An 18,301-nucleotide genomic window follows, 5' to 3' on the forward strand; every position below is an offset into this window, starting at 1 on the left:
TCTGTCCCGAGACGATGGTCACTCGCCCTTCTGGGCCCTGGCCCATTTTTCCAGCCAATGGATGTCATAGTCGCCTGACAGGATGTCCGGCTCGTTCAAAAGCTTCTGAAACAGCGGGATCGTCGTATCGATGCCGCCGATGACCACCTCATTCAACGACCGCTTCAGGCGGGCGACGCACTCGGAGCGGTCGCGGCCGTGGACGATCAGCTTGCCGATCAGGCTGTCGTAGAAAGGCGGGATCGAATAGCCGGCGTAGATGGCGCTATCCAGCCGCACGCCCAGGCCGCCGGGGGCGTGGAAGTCTGTGATCGTGCCGGGTGAAGGCGTGAAGGTGTCTGGGTTCTCGGCGTTGATCCGAACCTCGATAGCATGGCCTTCGAAGTGGATATCTTCCTGGGTGAACGACAGCGGCAGGCCGGCGGCGATGCGGATCTGTTCGCGCACCAGATCGACGCCGGTGATGGCCTCGGTGACCGGGTGTTCGACCTGCAGGCGGGTGTTCATCTCGATGAAGAAGAACTCGCCGTCCTCCCATAGGAACTCGATCGTCCCGACGCCCAGATAGCCGATGGCGGCGATGGCCTTGTTCACCGTCTCGCCGATGGCCTTGCGTCCCTCCGCCGACAGGGCGGGCGAGGGGGCCTCTTCCAGCACCTTCTGGTGGCGGCGCTGCAGCGAGCAGTCGCGTTCACCCAAGTGAACGACGTTGCCGTGGCTGTCGGCCACGACCTGGATCTCGATGTGGCGCGGCTTCTGGAGATAGCGCTCCATATAGACGGCGCCGTTGCCGAAGGCGGCCTTGGCCTCGGACTGAGCCGTCTGGACGGCCTCGACCAGGTCGTCGGCGGTCAGGGCGACCTTCATGCCGCGTCCGCCGCCGCCCGCCGCCGCCTTGACGATCAGGGGGAAGCCGATGGTCTTCGATGCCTCAATGGCGGCCTCGACGGTCTCGACCTCGCCGTCCGAGCCGGGGACGACTGGGATGCCGGCGTCCATCACCGTCTTCTTGGCGGTGATCTTGTCGCCCATGACGCGGATATGTTCCGGCGTCGGGCCAATGAAGGTCATGCCGTGGGCGTTGACGATTTCGGCGAAGCGGGCGTTCTCAGACAGGAAGCCGTAGCCCGGGTGGATGGCTTGCGCGCCCGTGATCTCGGCCGCCGCGATAATCGAGGGGATGTTCAGATAGGATTTGGCGGCCGGGGCCGGGCCGATGCAGACGCTCTCATCCGCCAGACGCACCCACATGGCGCCGCGATCGGCTTCGGAGTGAACGGCGACGGTGGAGATGCCCATCTCCTTGCACGCGCGGTGGATACGCAGCGCAATCTCGCCCCGGTTGGCGATCAGAACCTTGCTGAACATAGCCTCAGGCCTCGAGAACGACGAGGGCTTCGCCATATTCGACGGGTTGAGCGTCGCCGACCAGAACCTCGGCCACGACGCCGTCGCGCGGGGCCTGAATCGGGTTCATCGTCTTCATGGCCTCGACGATCAGCAGGGTCTGGCCCGTCTTGACCGTGTCGCCGACCTTGATGAACGGCGGGGCTTCCGGCGAGGCCTGAAGATAGACGGTGCCGACCATCGGCGACTTCACCTGCTCGCCCGATTTGGCGACGATGGTGGCCGGATCCGACGGCATGGAAGCGGCCGCGGCGGGAGCTGCGGTCGTGGGGGCGGCAGGGGCGAATGAGGCCGGCTGAGGCGCCGCGGCATACTGGACGACCGGAGCGGCTGTGATCTCGCGGGCGACGCGGATGCGAAGCTCACCGCGCTCGACCTCGATCTCGGTCAGGCTGGTGTCGTTGAGAATGTCGGCCAGCTGGCGGACCAGCGTGGCGTCGATTTCCGTCGAGGGCTCGTTGTCGAGTGTCTTGTCGGTCGCCATGGGAGCTATGCCTTGTGGTCTGTGGTCAACGGGCTGGCGTTGCGGAGCGTTCCCGCGCCAGCCGGAGGGCGGCCTTGACGGCCAGTTCGTAGGAATGGGCGCCGAAGCCCGAGACGATGCCCGTAGCCGCCAGCGAAACGTAGGAGCGCCGCCGGAAATCCTCGCGCGCGGCGGGGTTCGACAGATGGCATTCGACGACCGGGATCGTCAGGGCCTTCAGCGCGTCCAGCAGGGCGACGGAGGTGTGGCTGTAGGCCGCCGGATTGATGACCAGGGCCGAGGCTTCGGTCCGGGCCTCGTGGATCCAGTCGACCAGTTCGCCTTCGTGATTCGACTGGCGGAAGACCACGGTCGCCCCTTCGGCCGCCGCCTCGCACAGCGCCTGAACGTCCGCCAGGGTCTCGCGTCCATAGATATGCGGCTCTCGCACCCCCAGAAGGTTGAGATTGGGGCCGTTCAGGACGTAGAGGACCGGGGTATCGGGCATTCGCTCCGGAGGGACTGGCGAAGAGCCGCGCTCTTCGGTGGGCGGGCCTTTTAGCGGAACGGCGTCGCTCGTCAAAGCCAAGGCGCGCCGCAGTAGTCAGGTTGACGTAACGACATGCGCATTCAAGTCAACGGCGATGAGCGGGACGTGACCGCGACGACCATCCTGGCCCTGGTCGAGGAGTTGGGTTTCGACGTCCGCAAGGTGGCTGTGGAGCGCAACCTCGCCATCGTGCCGAAGTCCCTGCATGCGACGACGCCGGTCGGAGAGGGCGACCGGATCGAGCTGGTCCAGTTCGTCGGCGGCGGCTGAGCGGGTTTCGTTCCGGACCGCGCGGGCCTAGATGAGGGGCATGAACGCTCAAACTCCGATCACCGCCGCTGACGCCTGGACCGTCGCCGGTCGCACCTTCAACTCCCGCCTGATCGTCGGCACCGGCAAGTACGCCGACTACGCCCAGAACGCCGCCGCCGCCGAGGCGGCAGGCGCGGAGATTGTCACCGTGGCCTTGCGCCGAGTGAACCTCAGCGATCCGTCCCAACCGATGCTGGTCGACCATCTGAAGCCGGAGCGGTTCACCTTCCTGCCCAACACCGCCGGCTGTTTCACCGGCGAGGACGCCGTGCGGACCCTGAGGCTGGCGCGCGAGGCGGGGGGCTGGCACCTGGTCAAGCTGGAGGTGCTGTCGAACACGGCGCACCTGTACCCCGACATGATCGAGACGCTCCGGGCGCTGGAGATGCTGGTCAAGGACGGGTTCGACGTGATGGTCTATTGCACCGACGACGTGGTGATGGCCAAGCGGCTGGAAGAGGCGGGGGCGGCGGCGATCATGCCTGCGGCGGCGCCGATCGGCTCGGGGCTGGGGCTGCAAAACGCCATCAACGTGCGGCTCATCGTCGAGCAGGCCAAGGTGCCGGTGCTGGTCGATGCGGGCGTGGGCACGGCCTCTGACGCGACGGTGGCCATGGAACTGGGCTGCGACGCCGTGCTCACCAACACGGCCATCGCGGGAGCCAAGGATCCCATCGGGATGGCGCGGGCGATGAAGCACGCGGTCATCGCCGGGCGGGAAGCCTATCTGGCGGGGCGGATGGCCAAGAGGATGTACGCCGATCCGTCCTCGCCGCTGGCCGGCCTGATCTGAGGTTGACGGAACGCCGATCCGGAGACAGGATGTTCCTGTAATGTTCCGGAGTCGCCTATGCGAACCTTGACCTTCAGGGGCTATCTGGCCGTGGCTGTGATCGGTCTGATGGTCGCGGTCCTGTGGATGGCTGCGGGAACGGTAAGGGCTCAGGAGGCCGTCATGCGGCACGCGACAGGTACGTTCGAGGTCTCGGTCACGCCCGCCGATCCGGAGGTGAGGGAAGCCGGGCTGGGTCTGGCCCGGTTCATGCTAGCCAAGACTTTCACCGGCGGGATGAGCGGGGCCTGCGTGGGCCAGATGCTGGCGGGCGGGCCGTCCGAACAGGTCGGGACCTATGTGGCGCTGGAGCGGTTCGTGGGGACGGTGAACGGGCGGAACGGCGCATTCCTGATGGCTCATCGCGGCGATATGAGCGCGGAAGGCTACAGCTTGTCGATCACCATCGTGCCAGGCTCGGGGACGGGGGAGTTGAAGGGGATCGGTGGGGACTTCGCTCTGGTCGTCGAAGGCGGGGAACACCGCTACGACCTGAGCTATAGCCTGCCGGTGGAGTGAGGCGGCGAAGCGTGGGGTTGGAACCGGCGTCTCCGTGAGGCAGGATCGACTGGTCTCAGGGGAACGACGATGCGACTGACACTCCTCACATTCACGGCCGCGGCCCTCTGTCTCGCAGGGCCGGCGGCGGTCGCCGATGCGACCTCGGCCACGGCGGATGCGGAGGCGAGCGCCGCCCTGCTGCAGAACCCCAGAGGCTGCGGGCGGGCGGGGTCGGTTCTGGACGCCGCACCCGAGGGCCAGATGGTGATGGTGCCCGGCTTCGGTGCGGAGACCTGGGCCGTCGACACGGTCAAACCCGAAGCCCAGGCCTGGTTCGACCACGGCGTGCGGCTGCGCTGGGCGTTCGAGCACAAGGAGGCGGTTCGGGCCTTCCGACGGGCGCGGGCGATCGATCCCGAGTGCGCGATGTGCGCCTGGGGAGAGGCCTGGGCGATCGGGCCGAACCTGAACGGCGGGGGAACCGACGACGCCTCCATCCGAGCGGGCCGGCAGTTGGCCCAACTGGCGCGGCGGAAGGCGCGCGGGGCCACGGCCGTCCAGCGACAGATGATCGACGCCCTGATCGAACGCTACTCCGGCGCCTCGGCCAGCCAGGGCGTGCGGTTCGCCCGGGCCATGGACCGGATCGCGCGCCGCAACCCCGACGACCCGATGATCGCCGCGACGGCCGCCGACGCCTGGATGCTGCAGGCCGATCAATGGTGGGACGACGACGGCAAACCCGCCGACCGGGGCATCGGCCGGGCCATGGAGATCCTGGAGGCCTCTCTGCAGGGTGCGCCCGACGATCCGGGCACGATCCACCTCTACATCCATCTCACCGAGTGGTCCGACGATCCGCACAAGGCCATCCCCTATGGCGAGAAGCTGGCTCGGCTGGCGCCCTCGGCCAGCCACCTGGTGCATATGCCGTCCCACACCTTCTACCGGGTCGGCCGCTACCGGGACGCCATGCGGTCCAACGTCGAGGCGGTGGCGCTGGACAGGCGGTACGACGAGCTGGCGGCGCCCCCCGGCGGGATCACAGGGATGCCGTTGCACGCCCACAACATCCACTTCGGCATGGGCGGGGCCCTGATGGCCGGGGGCGGCGAGGAGGGGCTGGCCCTGGCCGACGCCTTCCTGGCCACCTATCCGGACATGAGCAGCGGCAACCCCTGGCGACAGCTGATGGCCAACGACGCCTATGCGATCTACGGCCGCTTCGGCTCACCGGCCCAGGTCGCGGCGCTGGCGGAACCGCCGGAAGAGCGGCCGCTGCAACGCACCAGCTGGCGCTACGGGCGGGGCGAGGCGGCAGCCCGAGCCGGGGACGCAGCGGCTGTCCGGGCCGAGGCCGAGGCGATCAAGGCCATTCGCGAGAGCGACGCCATCACCGGCGATCAGGCCGACAAGATGAAGCTGTTCGTCGAGGTGTCGCAGCGGGTGCTTGAGGGCCGGGCGGCGATGATCGAGGGCAATGCCGAGGCCGCCGTCGCCGCCTTCACCCGCGCCGCCGAGATACAGGGCATGGAGGAGGAGGGCGGCGATCCGCCGATCATCTGGTTCCCGACCCGCCGCAGCCTTGCGGCCGCGATGCTGGCCAGGGGCGATGCGGCGGGGGCCAAGGCCAAGATCGAGGAACTGTTGGTCGACTGGCCGATGGACCCCTACAGCTATTTCGTGCTGGCCGAGGCGGAGGCCGCGCTGGGGCACATGGCGGCGGCCGAGACGGCGCGGGAGAAGGCGCGCGTCGAATGGATCGGCGGGACGATGACGCTGAAGCTGGCCTAGGTCAGGGTTTCGTCCGGTTCGTCATGACGCGCGCAACGTGACGAAACGGGACGAAAGGTGACGAACCGGACCAAAAACGGGTCAGTCGGGCGAAGCGGCGTCCACCCGCCGCGCTTCTTCCGTCAACGCCTCGTCGCGGTCCTCGGCGACGGCTTCGTTAAGGCGGTGCAGGTAGGCGGCGCGGACGTGGTCGATGTCGCGGAAGGCTGAACTATCGCTCTCCAGCCGCAAATCGGCGTTGTTCACCAGCTGGACCAGCCGCATCCAGGCCACGGCCTGCTGGGGCCGATCCACGGCGGCGCTCTCGGCCGCGTGGCGGAAGGCGAAGTTGCGCAATGACCGGGGGTTCGGGTTGAACAGAAGGGCGAAGCGGGAAACGGTTTCGGCCTCGTCGACCTCGGCCAGGGCGGGGTCGATCTCGATTTCCTCGTCCTTTGTCTTGGGCCCGGCCATCCAGGGCGGCGGCGGGGCCATCCGCCCCGGCAGGAAGTCGCTGCGTCGCCAGCCCTCGATCGCGGCGCGGCGGCGGATGCTTCGCTCGGTCGTGCCGTAGCGTTCGGCGACGACGGCGGCGCTGACGCCGGCGAGGAAATCCTCGCGGGCATGAGCCCAGGCTTCGGGTGTGAGGCGGGGCGGTCGGGACTGGATCTGGGTCATGCCCACAGTGTCCGCCCGTTCCGGACCAAGGCGCGGATAAAGGGTCTGAATATTGCCGTGCCTTGATTTCGAAGGCGTTTGAGGACGATCCGTTGATGGGTTGAAGTTTATTCTCGACAGGATTTGGCGCAGGAGCGGACCTTTGGACTGTCCGCTGTGGGTGGAAAGCGGACCTTGTGAAAAGGACACTGCGCGGACACACGATGGTGGTTAGATGCGGGATGAACCATTTCGAAGTCGAAACTCGCGCGCGTGAGCGCGCTGAAGCCTATGCACCACAGCCGACGGGTGGCTCGGTGATGGCGGGTGTTAATGTTGCAGTCGCAGCTCTACTGGGTGTTGCGAGCGTAAGCGGCTTCTACGGGTGGGATGTCCGGGAAAACTTGCTTCTGGCCTGCCTGATCGTCGGAACGGGGTTCCTCATCGGACTAGTTGCGTACAAAAACCTGAAGCGTTTGAATCGCACCGCTGTCGGAGACGAGCAGGCGAAGATCGATGACCGCGGCCTTGGCTGACAACCTGACTAAGGGCCGAAAAGCTGATGTTGCGACGTGCATCCATCAGCCACCCGCTAAACGTCCATCAGGGGTGGAAAGCGGCTGTTCCGGCGTCATGCCGGCCATTCAGCTCGGCCCGGCCCCGTCATTAGCCAGCCTTGGGATGGATGGATCGCGATTTCGATACTCATCCGGTCGCCCGGCTTAGACTTCGTGACGCCTTTGGCGGGGACTGCGGAGACGATGTGTCCGTTGTCCAGTCGGATACTCCTGCGCCCGCCACCCAGTAAGCCTACAACGACGCCATCATAGGTGATGGCACTTTCCTCCATCCGCTCCGACATAATGGGTTGAGGTCTATCTTGGCGATCTGCGAGCCGATCCGCGATCACCTCCAGAAATCGGTGTCGCCGTCCAACCGCATCGGACTCATTGCTCGACCCCACGCGGCTGGCCGAATAGGGCCGGCGCGCTTCGTCGTGCAATCGGCTGATTAGGGCGGCCAGATGCCCGTCGCCCTTCCTGGCGTCCATGACGCCGGCATGTTTGCGCGCCTCCAATATCCGCTTAGCCAAAGCGGGATCCTCGAGAGAGACCACCTCAGGCCGCTGGGCCATGCGTACGAAATCGTTGGCGTAAAGCCGAATAAAGCTCTCTTCGATCATCGTCATTCCTTTGGATGCAGGACTGCGTCGACCGGTCCTTAGAAGGACTGGCCACCACTCAAGGGATTGGGAGGCGATGCCGCTCGACCCATCAGCCTCTCGGTCTGTTGATGGGCCCGCACGACTTGCGCCGACAGATCAATCACGTCGTTTTCAAGCTGAGCCACGCGTTGGCGCAGGTAAGCGTTCTCGGCCTCGAGTTCGGCGGACGAGCGATGGGCCATGACGTTGTCTCAGGAGCACGCCCTTAGGGTCGCGAAGGCGATCCGGCGTAGTCTGCGCGTAGCGATCGTGCGGGCGCATGTCCCATATGGGGACGATCGCGCGATTTGCGAGTTCTAGCGGCGCTATTTCATCAGGCCAGCAGCGCCTGCTTCTGTTTACCGGTCAAAAAGCGGACGAGACATCGTGTTGAATTTGGAGCGCGGCGCAGCAGTTCGGCCCACGACCGGCTCCAGCCGACGTCCGCTTTGGGTCGAAAGCCGTCTTTGGCCTCCCACCGAGAAGCAGACCTGACGCTTACCCCGCCTTCGCCGCCGCGATCGCCGCCGCCACTTCCTGCGGCGCGATGGTGGCCGTCGTCTTGCCGTTGATCAGGAAGGTCGGGGTGCCGACGAGGCCCAGGGTGGCGCCGATGGTGTGGATGTCGGCAAGCAGGCGATCCGTGCCGGTGTCGCGGATGACGGCGGCGGCCTGGGCCATGTCGACGCCGTTGGCGGCGAGGACGGCGTCGACGCCTTCACGGGTCAGGCCGTCCGTCGCCATCAGGGCCTGGTGGACGGCGAGGTACTTGCCCTGGCGGTGGGCGGCGAGCGCGGCGCGAGCGGCGTAGTTGGAGGTGGTGTCGTCGCCGCGATCCAGGATCGGCCATTCCTTGAAGACGAAGCGGACATCCGGGTGGGCGCGCATCAGGGCCAGGTAGTCCTCCGACACCGCCTTGCAGCCCGGGCAGCGGTAATCGAAGAACTCGACCACCGTGACCTTGGCGTCGGCGGGGCCGAAGGCGGGGTCGCGCGGGTCGGGTGCCATCAGGGCGGCGTTGGCGGCGACCGCGGCGTTGATGGTCTCGACGCGGGCGGTCTCGGCGCGCTGCTGATAGGCGGTCTGGACCTCGTCCAGCACCTGGGGGTTGGCGAGCAGATAGGCGCGGACCTTGCCGCCGAAATCCCCTGCGCCGGTCAGGTAGGGGGCGGCGGCCAGGCCGAGGGCGACGACGGAGACAGCGACCGCGATCGCGCCGCCCCGGCCCGAGGCGAACCAGGCGAACGGGTCGCGTTCGGGCGTCTCGGCCGGGGTGGGGGCTTCGTCGGTCATGCGGGTCTCGGGTACTTGAAGGTCAGGCGCCGGGCGGGGTGATGACGGTCTGGCGCTCGCGGCGACGTTCGTTGCGACGATCGACGTCGGCGATGTCGTCCATGGTCGCGCCGGAGGCCAGGACGATGTCCATGGCGCGACGCCATTCGTTGGAGCCGGGCTCCAGCATGTCGCGGGCGCGGAGCGCAAACTGGGTCGACTGTTCCTCGGCGCCGGCGGCGAAATAGTATTCGGCCGAGGCGAGACGGGCCTCCCCCTCCTTGCCTTGGGACGCATAGGCCTGACCGAGCAGGCGCCAGGCCAGGGTGTTGTCCGCCTCGCGGGCGGTGGCGCGTTTGAGCTGGTCGACGGCCTCCTCGAGGTTGGCGCTGTCGTTGGTTTCGATCAGGGCGTGGGCGAGGTTGATGCGGAGCAAGGGGGCGTCGGGCTTCAGCCGCACCGACTCGCGGTGGGCGTCGATGGCTTCGCGCGGGCGGCCTTCCTCGAACAGGATCTGGCCCTTGAGCTCCCAGAGGTAGGGGTTGGAGACGTCCTCGGCGATCAGGGCGTCGGTGGCGTCGAGGGCGCGCTGGGTCTGGCCGTCGCGGTACCAGGCGATGGCGCGGGCGTAGCGGGCGGGGAAGGAGGTGTCCGTCTCCAGATAGGTGCGCAGCGTCTGGGTCGGCGGGTCCATGAAGGCGTGGACCTTGGCCAGGATCAGGGCGTGCTGGGCCAGGCGTTCCGGGCTGTCCTGGTGGCCGTAGTGAGCGGCGGCCTCGACCGGGCGGCGCAGGGCCTCGATCCGCTGACCCGACAGCGGGTGGCTGCGGAAATAGGGATAGCGGCGGGCGTCAGAGAAGACCTCCTGCGAGCGGAAATTCTCGAAGAAGTCGACCAGGCCCTTGCCGGATTCGCCGGCGGCCTCCAGGCCTCGGGCGGCGGTGATGTCGGCCTCGCCCTCCTGGCCCTGCATGTAGTGAAGCGCGTTGATTGTGCCGAAATACTGGCCTGAGCCGATCAGGGCCATCCCGGCGCCCGGCTGACCCGCAGCGATGGCCAGGGCGCCGAGCGCCATGGACATGAGCATGGGCTGGGTTCCGGCGGACTGGGCCCCGTCGCGCAGGGTGTGGCGGTTCTTCACGTGACCGGCCTCGTGAGCCAGGACGCCGAGGAGCTCGTTGGGATTGCGCGTGCGCAGGATCAGGCCCGTGTTGATGCCGATGATCCGCCCGCGCGTGGCGAAGGCGTTCAGATCGGGATCGTTGACGAGAAGGACCTCGATCTCCGACGGCTCCAGCCCCATGGCATCGAACACCGGGTCCGACCAGCCGCGGATGATGCCCTCGACCTCGGTGTCGCGGATGGTGGACTGGGCGGAGGCGGGGCCGGCCGCCGCCGTCACGAGGACGGCGGCGGACGCGGCGATCCATCCGAGGATGGAGGACGCGACGCGGGTCGGCCGGATCATGGCGAACTCCTTCGAACGGCGCCCCCGCCTCATGGAGCTAAACTAGGCGCGGTTGATCACAAGCGCCACCATCCCCGTTTCGGTTTCGCGGGCGGAGCCGTGATCTGGTTCGGATCGGCGGCGATGATGGCCGACAGATCGGCCTCAGGGGTCGGCGGGGCCACCGCCTCGGCGGCGACCAGGGTCTCCGGCGCGACGGGTTCCGGCTCGGGTTCCGGCTCGGGCTCGGGCTCGGGCTCGGGCTCGGGCTCGGGCTCGGGCACAGGGGCCGGCTCGGCCTCGACGAAGGCGACTTCCGGCTCCAGCGGCGGGGCAACCTCTTCGACCGTGATTTCGGTCTCGGGGGCGACGACGTCCGTCTCCACGGACGAAGCGGCGGTCTTGCGGCGGACGCGGCGGCGCTGGGGCTCGGCGACGACGACCGGGGCGGGCTCGTCCGAGGCGCCTTCGGGCAGGATGACCGCCATGGGAGCGTCGGGGTCGCCGTCGGCGGGCATGCCTTCGTTGGTGGCGCGGGCCTCGACCTTCAGATCGTGCGGCGCAGCGCGCTCGCCGCCACGGCCACGACCGCGACGACGGCGACGCGAGCGACCGCCTTCGCGATCACCGGCCGTTTCGCCCTCGGGACGTTCGCCGATCATTTCCTCGACGTCGGGCGCGGCTTCGTCGCGGTCACGGGCGGGAGCCGGAGCGCGTTCGGCGCGCGGGGCCGGATTGATCGGGTCGAACCAGACATAGGGGTCGTCCAGCGACGGCGTGCGGCCGCGGACCCAGAAGAAGGCGGCGCCGCCCGAACCCTCGCTGGAGCCTTCGCCATCCTCGCGGATGCGACGTCCGCCGCGACGGCCGCGACGGCGGCGGCGACCGGCCTCGCTGTCGTCATCGTCGCCGAGCGCCTCGGCGTCGGCGGCCACGGGAGCCGATTCCTCGTCGCGACGACCGCCGCGACGGCGGCGTCCACGACCGCGGCCGCGATCGCCGTCGTGACGCTCGGACCGTTCGCGCGGTTCGTCGTCGTCGGAGTCTTCGCGATCCAGGGCGTCGTCGTCGTCCTCGTCGGAGATGAACTCGTCCTCGTCGTCGTCATCGTCCTCATCGGCGAAGGCGCTGTCGTCGAAGTCGTCGTCCAGATCGGCCAGGGTGACCGAGGCTTCGGGAGCGACGAAATCCTCGTTGGTCTCGGTGCGCTCGATGCTGCTTTCGCCCTGTCCCAGGCGGTCGTCGATCTGGATGATGACGGCCAGGCCGCGACGCTCCAGCAGGCGCTGCAGATAATCGCGCTTGTGGTTCAGGATGTAGAGGGCGACGGCCGAGGAGACCTTCAGGTTGATCGAGCCCGCGCCGTTCTTGCCGGCTTCGATGTCCACGGCGCGCAGCACCATAAGAGCAGCCGACTCGGCCGAGCGGACACGACCGGCGCCCTGGCAGTGGGGGCAGACCTCGGTGGCGCCTTCCAGCACGCCGAGGCGGCGGCGCTGGCGGCTGATCTCCATCAGGCCGAAGGAGGAAATGCGGCCCATCTGGATGCGGGCGCGGTCGTGGCTGAGCTCATCCTTGAGGATGCGCTCGACCGTGCGGTTGTTCTTGCCCTCATCCATGTCGATGAAGTCGATGACGACCAGGCCGGCGAGGTCGCGCAGGCGCAGCTGGCGGGCGGCCTCGACGGCGGCTTCGCAATTGGTCTTGAAGGCCGTGGCCTCGACGTTGCGCTCCTTGGTGGCGCGACCCGAGTTGACGTCGATGGCGACGAGAGCCTCGGTCTGGTTGATGACCAGATAGCCGCCGGACTTCAGCGGGACGACCGGCTGGTGGATCTGCGTCAGCAGTTCCTCGATGCCGTTTGCGGCGAACAGGGGCTTGGAGCCCTGATAGAGGTGGACCTTCTTCGCCTGCGAAGGCATCAGCACGCGCATGAAGTCCCGCGCTTCCTTGAAGCCCTCGACCCCCTCGACCTGGATGCCGTCGAAATCCTTGTCGAACATGTCGCGGACCGCGCGACGGACGAGGTTCTCTTCCTCGTAGATCAGCGAGGGCGCGTGGGAGGCGAGGGTGGTCTCGCGGATCGTCTCCCAGAGCCGCAGCAGGTATTCGTAGTCGCGCTTGATCTCGGCCTTGGTGCGCTTGGCGCCGGCCGTGCGGATGATCAGCCCCATGCCGCGCGGCACGTCGAGCGCCGCCGCGGCGGCCTTCAGGCGCTTGCGGTCCGACGCCTGGGTGATCTTGCGAGAGATGCCGCCGCCCTTGCCGGTGTTAGGCATCAGGACGCAGTAACGGCCGGCCAGGGACAGCCAGGTGGTCAGGGCCGCGCCCTTGCCGCCGCGCTCGTCCTTGACGACCTGGACCAGCAGGATCTGGCGGCGCTTGATGACGTCCTGAATCTTATAGCGGCGCATCAGGCGACGCTTCAGGCGTTCCTCTTCGGCCAGACCGCCTTCGGACTCGTCGTCGTCGCGGGCGTGCTCGTCGTCGTGATCGTCGTCGGCCGAATGCGCCTCGGCCATGATGGCTTCGCGGTCGGCGGCCGGGATCTGGTAGTAGTCCGGGTGGATTTCGTTGAAGGCCAGGAAGCCGTGGCGGTTGCCGCCGTACTCGACGAAGGCGGCCTGAAGGCTGGGCTCTACGCGGGTGACCTTGGCGAGGTAGATGTTGCCGCGAAGCTGGCGTTTGGTCTTCGACTCGAAGTCGAATTCCTCAACCTGGCGGCCGTCCACGATAGCGACGCGGGTTTCTTCCGCGTGCGCTGCATCGATAAGCATCGTCTTTGACATTGAAGGTATCTCTCTGGCGCGCTCTGCCGAGACCTTGAGAGGCCGGGGCGGCTCGCCGAACGGGGTAAGGGGCGCGGGCGAGCGTCATCCCGGCGTCGCGGCGGAGGCCGACGACGTTGGCGAACGGCCCGGAAAGGGCGGTCGCGGTCAGGGAGAGGCAGGCGGAAAGGCCCATGGGTTCTGGTCGGTCCTGGACCCGCACGCGCCGATGGGGCGTCGCAAGATCCGGTTCGGATGAGCCCGAGTTCGTCGATCGGTTGGCCAGGCAAGCGCTGGTCCGGTCGATCCGCGAAAGCGGGAAGTCAGCGCCGCGCCGGGGCCGCGCCGATCCGACAATGCGGCGGCGCGATCGTTCGCGGACGAACACAAGCATAGGCATGCCGCACGCGAATGGAAAGGCAGCGCTCTGCTTTAGCTTGAGGACTGTCGGAAAACGCCTGCGCTTAACCCAATCCAAACCGCGCTCTGGCATCAAGGGCCCAACAAAGAAGGTGGGTCGCCGTCAGAATGAACGGTCGCAAGTATTTCAACCTGTCGGTCTGGGGTCCGCGTGAGTGGGCCATGACGGCGCTCGCCCTGCTGGTGCTGGGCGTGGTTCTGCTGATTTCGACGCGCGGGCTGGCGGCCGGGGCGAGCGGAGACGTGCGCGGCGTGCGCTTCGGCGGCGACGTGCAGCGGACGCGGGTGGTCATCGACCTGGATCGCTCGGCGCGCGGCGAGGTGATCGAAAGCGGCGACAACGGCACGCTCGTGCTCACCCTGGCCGGAGTGGGCGCGGGGCGGGGCGTGGACGGGGCCGGATCCGGCCTGGTTCGCGACTGGCGGGTCAGCGCCTCCGGCACGGCCTCGCGCGTGCAACTGGGTCTGGCGCGGACGGCGCGGATCGAGCGCCGCTTCCTGCTGCCGCCCGGAGACGGGGTCGCCTATTATCGCTACGTCATCGACATCGCCGCGACGGGCTCAGGCCCAGTTCCGTCGGCTCAGCGTCAGGCGCCACGGCCCGAGCCGCGTCGGACCGAACGTCCGCTGATCGTCATCGACGCCGGCCACGGCGGGCACGATCCGGGGGCCCAAGGCGCGCATCGCAACGAAAGCGCCGTGACCCTGGCCGCCGCGCTCGCCCTCCGCGACGAACTGAATCGCACGGGCCGGTATCGCGTCATGCTGACCCGCGAGACGGACACCTATGTCGATCTGTATCGGCGCGTGCGGATCGCGCGTCAGGCGGACGCCGATCTGTTCATCTCGCTGCACGCCGACGCCGGGGCGGATCCGGCGACGCGGGGAGCCTCGGTCTATACCTTGTCCGAACAGGGGGCGACGCGAGCCGTGCGTGAGGTGACCCGCAGCGACGACTGGCATCGCGACCTTCATCTTCCGGGCCGCGATCCGTCGGTGGATCGCATCCTGCTGGACATGACCCAGCGCGCGACCCAGAACCGCTCGGCCCAGTTCGCGCGGGTTCTGCTGACCCATCTGGAGGCCGCCGATCATCCGCTGCTGCGACGCAGCCATCGGGATGCGGGTCTGGCCGTGCTGCTGGCCCCCGACGTACCGGCCGTGCTGCTGGAGATGGGGTTCATCACCAATCCCGACGACGAGCGGGCGCTCGGCGACACGGCGCAACGTCGACGACTGGTGCGGGCCGTGGCCGAGGGCATCGACCGGTATTTCCGCGAGCCGGAAGCGCCTCTGCAACTGGCGTCCCTGAGCGGATCGGGCGGTCAGCCCTGACGGGTTGCGTCCGATCCTGACGTCGGCGGGCGTGCAATCGCGGCCGAAAGGCCTACATCGTCCCGATGCGTTTGCGGGTCATCGATCTTGAAACCACCGGCGGGGACCGGACTTCGGAAATCATCGAGGTCGGCATCGTCGACGTGATCGCAGACGGGCAGGGCGGCTGGACCGCGCGTCCGCCGGTGTCGAAGCTGTTCCGGCCGAGGGGCGAAATCTCATTCCACGCCATGGCCGTGCATCACCTGACGCCCGAGCATTTCCACGCCGACGATCCGCACTGCGACGAATATGCGCTGCGCGAGATGTTCGCCGCCCTGGGGCCCGCCGACGCCATGGTGGCCCACAGCGCCCGATTCGAACGAGGGTTCATCGCCGATACCGCGCACGGCGGCCTGCCCTGGATCTGCACGGTGCGATCGGCGAAACAGGCCTGGCCCTCGGCGCCCGGACATTCCAACCAGGTGCTGAGATACTGGCGCGGCTTCCGACTGGACCCCGCCTTGGCCGATCCGGCGCACCGAGCGGGGCCGGACGCCTGGGTGACCGCCCACATCCTGATGGACCTGCTTAAGGAACACCCGGTCGAGCGGATGATCGAATGGACCGCCGCTCCCCGCGAGATGGCCACCGTCCCGTTCGGCAAGCACCGCAGGAAGCCATGGGCGGAGGTGCCAATGGACTACCTGCGATGGATGGCGGGCCAAACGGACATGGATGTCGACGCGGTGTCAGCCGCCCGCGCCGAACTGGAACGGCGAAAAGTCGGCTAGCCCCGTAAGACGACGCGGGCTAAACCGGCCTCTGGGCGCGTAGTCGGAGAGAGTCCTGGTGAAGGTTGCCGAACGGTGGTTCGTGATGGCGGGCATCGGCCTTCTGGGCGCGATCGCGCTCGCGGGGCTGATCGTGGCGGTCTACGCCGCCTGGCTGTTCCATGACCTTCCCGATGCGTCGGAGCTGGCCGACTATCGTCCGCCGACCGCGACGCGGGTCTATGCCGGCGACGGCACCCTGATCGGCGAGTTCTCAGACGAACGCCGCATCTATGTGCCCTACGAGCAGATCCCGACGACCGTGGTGCAGGCCTTCCTGGCCGCCGAGGACCGCAACTTCTTCAATCACGGCGGGATCGACGTGTCCGGTCTGGGCCGGGCGATGTTCAAGAACGTCTTCAACTTCGCCACCGGGCGTCGTCTGGAGGGCGGATCGACCATCACCCAGCAGGTGGCCAAGAACGTCCTGCTGACGAACGAGTCGACCATCGGCCGCAAGCTGAAGGAAGCCATCCTGTCCAGCCGCCTGGAGGCGACGCTGAACAAGGAGCAGATCCTCGAGCTGTACCTGAACGAAATCTTCCTGGGATACCGGTCGTACGGGGTGGCTTCGGCCGCCTACAACTATTTCGGAAAATCGCTCCAGCAGCTGACGCCGGACGAGGCGGCCTTCCTGGCGGCCCTGCCCAAGGGGCCGAACAACTACCATCCGAAACGCCATCCGGGCGCGGCTCTGGGCCGTCGCAACTGGGTGCTGGGCGAGATGGCCCAGAACCAGTTCATCACCCAGGCGCAATACCAAGAAGCCATCGCCCGGCCGTTGAATGCTCGCGATGCGCCACGCCGGGCCGAGTATCAGGACGCCGACTTCTTCGTCGAGGAGGCGCGTCGTCAGGCCGCCGCCAACCCTGAGTTCGGGGCCCAGCTGAACGCGGGCGGCTTCTATATGCGGACCACGCTGGATCCGTCGTTGCAGACGGCCGCGCGCGACGCCCTTATGAAGGGTCTGGAGAACTACGACCGCCGCCACGGCTGGCGCGGAGCTTGGGGCACGACCGATTTCGCACCGGGCTGGCAGGCCGTGGCCCTGCGCCAGCAGACCCCGCCGGAGCGTCGCGCCTGGCGCGCCGCCGCCGTCGAGAGCGTGTCGGGCAATACGGTCCAGATCCGCACCGCGCGCGACGACACGACCGGAACCCTGATCGCGGCCGACGCCGCCTGGGCCAACGCAAACCGTCCGCTCAAGCGCGGCGACCTGATCTTCGTCGAGCCCCGCAACGGTCAATTCGCACTGAAACAGGTGCCGGCCGTGAACGGCGCCATGGTGGCCATCGAACCGCAGTCGGGCCGGGTCCTGGCCATGGTCGGCGGCTATTCCTACGCCTTGAGCAGCTTCAACCGCGCGACCCAGGCCCAGCGCCAGCCGGGGTCGTCGTTCAAGCCGTTCGTCTATGCAGCCGCCCTGGAGGGCGACTTCACGCCCGCCTCGATCGTGGTCGACGGCCCGATCAGCTTCGCCGGTGGGCCGGGCGGACGCCGTTGGACGCCCGAGAACTACAGCCGCCGCTATTACGGCCCCTCGACCTTGCGTCGGGGGCTGGAGCTGTCGCGCAACGTCATGACCGTGCGGCTGGCCAACACCATCGGCATGGACAAGGTCGTCGATCTGGCCGCCCGCATGGGGGTCGCCGACAACCTGCAGCCCAATCTGTCGGTGTCGCTGGGGGCCGGGGAGGTCACGGCCTATCACCTGACCGCCGCCTACGCCGCCTTCGTCAACGGCGGGCGCAGGGTCGATCCCTATCTGATCGAGTATGTCCAGGACCGGGACGGCGAGACCATCTACCGGGCCGACCAGCGCCGCTGCCGCGACTGCGGTCGCGCCTTCTCGGGACAGGCCTCGCCCTTCCTGGAACCGCGCGGGACCCAGGTCATCGATCCGATCACCGCCTATCAGATTTCGTCCATGCTCGAGGGCGTAATCCAGCGTGGTACGGCCGCCTCGGCCCGAGGGCTGGGTCGCTGGGTCGGCGGCAAGACCGGCACGACCAACGAATACCGCTCGGCCTGGTTCGTCGGCTTCACGACCGACATCGTGGTCGGGGTCTATATCGGTTTCGACGACAACCGATCGCTGGGCTCCGGAGAGGCCGGCGCTTCGGCCGCCGTGCCCATCTTCACCGACTTCATGACGGTGGCCCTCAGGGAGCGTCCGGCGCGTCCGTTCGTCCGTCCGCGCGGCGCGATCTTCCGCAACGTGAACGGCATCGAGGAAGCCTTCCGTCCCGGCACAGAACGGCGTCGCGAGCAGGAACGGCGCGAGACCGGTCCGGTCGCGCCCGTGGGCCCGCAGAACTACAACGAGGTCATCCGGCGTGAGCAGGAAGCTGCCGCAGGCGTCAGCCCGTCCGCGCCCGCCCCGACGGCTCCCCCGCCGCCGAGGCAGGAACCGGCGCGGGATCTGGACGGGTTGTTCTAAAGGGGTGAGTAGGCCTTAGGGCTTGGACAGATCGATTCCGACCAAGCTCTAAGACCTAAGCCCTCTTCCCCAAACGACCTGCGCCATCTATCTCCGCCCCTCCGCACC

At 67.8% G+C, this 18,301-nt stretch carries 17 protein-coding genes; 8 read left to right on the forward strand and 9 right to left on the reverse strand.

Annotated features, from left to right (window positions below; translation table 11 throughout):
• Positions 1-18 precede the first annotated feature (18 nt).
• From accC to aroQ, 3 genes are read right to left on the reverse strand one after another with little or no spacing between them, the layout of a single operon-like run.
• Positions 19-1,368: an acetyl-CoA carboxylase biotin carboxylase subunit gene (gene accC / locus O5O43_RS05845; RefSeq protein WP_271085970.1), complete on the reverse strand. Its 1,350-nt coding sequence runs from the start codon at positions 1,366-1,368 to the stop codon at positions 19-21.
• 4 nt (positions 1,369-1,372) lie between these two features.
• Complete coding sequence (gene accB / locus O5O43_RS05850; protein ID WP_271085971.1) at positions 1,373-1,891, reverse strand: acetyl-CoA carboxylase biotin carboxyl carrier protein; 519 nt, start codon at positions 1,889-1,891, stop codon at positions 1,373-1,375.
• 25 nt (positions 1,892-1,916) lie between these two features.
• Positions 1,917-2,378, reverse strand: coding sequence for a type II 3-dehydroquinate dehydratase (gene aroQ, locus O5O43_RS05855; protein WP_271085972.1), 462 nt, complete (start codon positions 2,376-2,378; stop codon positions 1,917-1,919).
• Positions 2,379-2,492: 114 nt separating this feature from the next.
• Between aroQ and thiS the strand changes: the two genes are divergently transcribed.
• From thiS to O5O43_RS05875, 4 genes are all read left to right on the forward strand, one after another.
• On the forward strand, positions 2,493-2,690 hold the full coding sequence (thiS, locus tag O5O43_RS05860) for a sulfur carrier protein ThiS (RefSeq protein ID WP_271085973.1): 198 nt from the start codon (positions 2,493-2,495) through the stop codon (positions 2,688-2,690).
• A 40-nt stretch (positions 2,691-2,730) separates the two neighbouring features.
• Positions 2,731-3,525, forward strand: coding sequence for a thiazole synthase (locus O5O43_RS05865; protein WP_271085974.1), 795 nt, complete (start codon positions 2,731-2,733; stop codon positions 3,523-3,525).
• A 57-nt stretch (positions 3,526-3,582) separates the two neighbouring features.
• Positions 3,583-4,083: a DUF3224 domain-containing protein gene (locus O5O43_RS05870; protein WP_271085975.1), complete on the forward strand. Its 501-nt coding sequence runs from the start codon at positions 3,583-3,585 to the stop codon at positions 4,081-4,083.
• A 69-nt stretch (positions 4,084-4,152) separates the two neighbouring features.
• The gene (locus O5O43_RS05875; protein ID WP_271085976.1) at positions 4,153-5,859 is read left to right on the forward strand and encodes a hypothetical protein; all 1,707 of its coding nucleotides are present in this window, start codon (positions 4,153-4,155) and stop codon (positions 5,857-5,859) included.
• Between the two features lie 81 nt (positions 5,860-5,940).
• On the opposite strand, the gene O5O43_RS05880 is transcribed toward O5O43_RS05875, so the two are convergent.
• Complete coding sequence (locus O5O43_RS05880; RefSeq protein ID WP_271085977.1) at positions 5,941-6,516, reverse strand: hypothetical protein; 576 nt, start codon at positions 6,514-6,516, stop codon at positions 5,941-5,943.
• 221 nt (positions 6,517-6,737) lie between these two features.
• Here O5O43_RS05880 and O5O43_RS05885 point away from each other — a divergent pair, with 221 nt between their 5' ends.
• Positions 6,738-7,031, forward strand: a complete 294-nt coding sequence (locus O5O43_RS05885) for a hypothetical protein (protein ID WP_271085978.1) — start codon at positions 6,738-6,740, stop codon at positions 7,029-7,031.
• A gap of 95 nt (positions 7,032-7,126) precedes the next feature.
• Here the strand turns inward: O5O43_RS05885 and O5O43_RS05890 are convergent, their stop codons facing one another.
• The 5 genes from O5O43_RS05890 to O5O43_RS05910 all read right to left on the reverse strand — a co-directional run bounded on the left by O5O43_RS05890 (position 7,127) and on the right by O5O43_RS05910 (position 13,207).
• Positions 7,127-7,678: a hypothetical protein gene (locus tag O5O43_RS05890; RefSeq protein ID WP_271085979.1), complete on the reverse strand. Its 552-nt coding sequence runs from the start codon at positions 7,676-7,678 to the stop codon at positions 7,127-7,129.
• Between the two features lie 38 nt (positions 7,679-7,716).
• The gene (locus O5O43_RS05895) at positions 7,717-7,902 is read right to left on the reverse strand and encodes a hypothetical protein (RefSeq protein WP_271085980.1); all 186 of its coding nucleotides are present in this window, start codon (positions 7,900-7,902) and stop codon (positions 7,717-7,719) included.
• A gap of 295 nt (positions 7,903-8,197) precedes the next feature.
• Complete coding sequence (locus tag O5O43_RS05900; protein WP_271085981.1) at positions 8,198-8,992, reverse strand: thioredoxin domain-containing protein; 795 nt, start codon at positions 8,990-8,992, stop codon at positions 8,198-8,200.
• A 22-nt stretch (positions 8,993-9,014) separates the two neighbouring features.
• A complete protein-coding gene (locus tag O5O43_RS05905) occupies positions 9,015-10,439 on the reverse strand; it encodes a M48 family metalloprotease (RefSeq protein WP_271085982.1) in 1,425 nt (474 codons plus the stop codon).
• 56 nt (positions 10,440-10,495) lie between these two features.
• Positions 10,496-13,207 carry a ribonuclease E/G gene (locus O5O43_RS05910; RefSeq protein WP_271085983.1) on the reverse strand — a complete coding sequence of 904 codons (2,712 nt, stop codon included), beginning with the start codon at positions 13,205-13,207 and terminating at the stop codon, positions 10,496-10,498.
• A gap of 507 nt (positions 13,208-13,714) precedes the next feature.
• On the opposite strand from O5O43_RS05910, the gene O5O43_RS05915 reads away from it, so the two are divergent.
• The 3 genes from O5O43_RS05915 (at position 13,715) to O5O43_RS05925 (ending at position 18,193) form a co-directional block, all read left to right on the forward strand.
• On the forward strand, positions 13,715-14,941 hold the full coding sequence (locus O5O43_RS05915) for an N-acetylmuramoyl-L-alanine amidase (protein WP_271085984.1): 1,227 nt from the start codon (positions 13,715-13,717) through the stop codon (positions 14,939-14,941).
• Positions 14,942-15,006: 65 nt separating this feature from the next.
• Entirely contained in the window at positions 15,007-15,714 is a 708-nt protein-coding gene (locus O5O43_RS05920) for an exonuclease domain-containing protein (protein WP_271085985.1), read from the forward strand.
• Positions 15,715-15,799: 85 nt separating this feature from the next.
• Positions 15,800-18,193 (forward strand): penicillin-binding protein 1A, encoded by a 2,394-nt coding sequence (locus tag O5O43_RS05925; protein WP_271086394.1) that lies wholly within the window; start codon positions 15,800-15,802, stop codon positions 18,191-18,193.
• Positions 18,194-18,301 lie beyond the last annotated feature (108 nt).

The sequence above is a fragment of the Brevundimonas sp. NIBR11 genome (assembly GCF_027912535.1).
Classification (GTDB): Bacteria; Pseudomonadota; Alphaproteobacteria; order Caulobacterales; family Caulobacteraceae; genus Brevundimonas.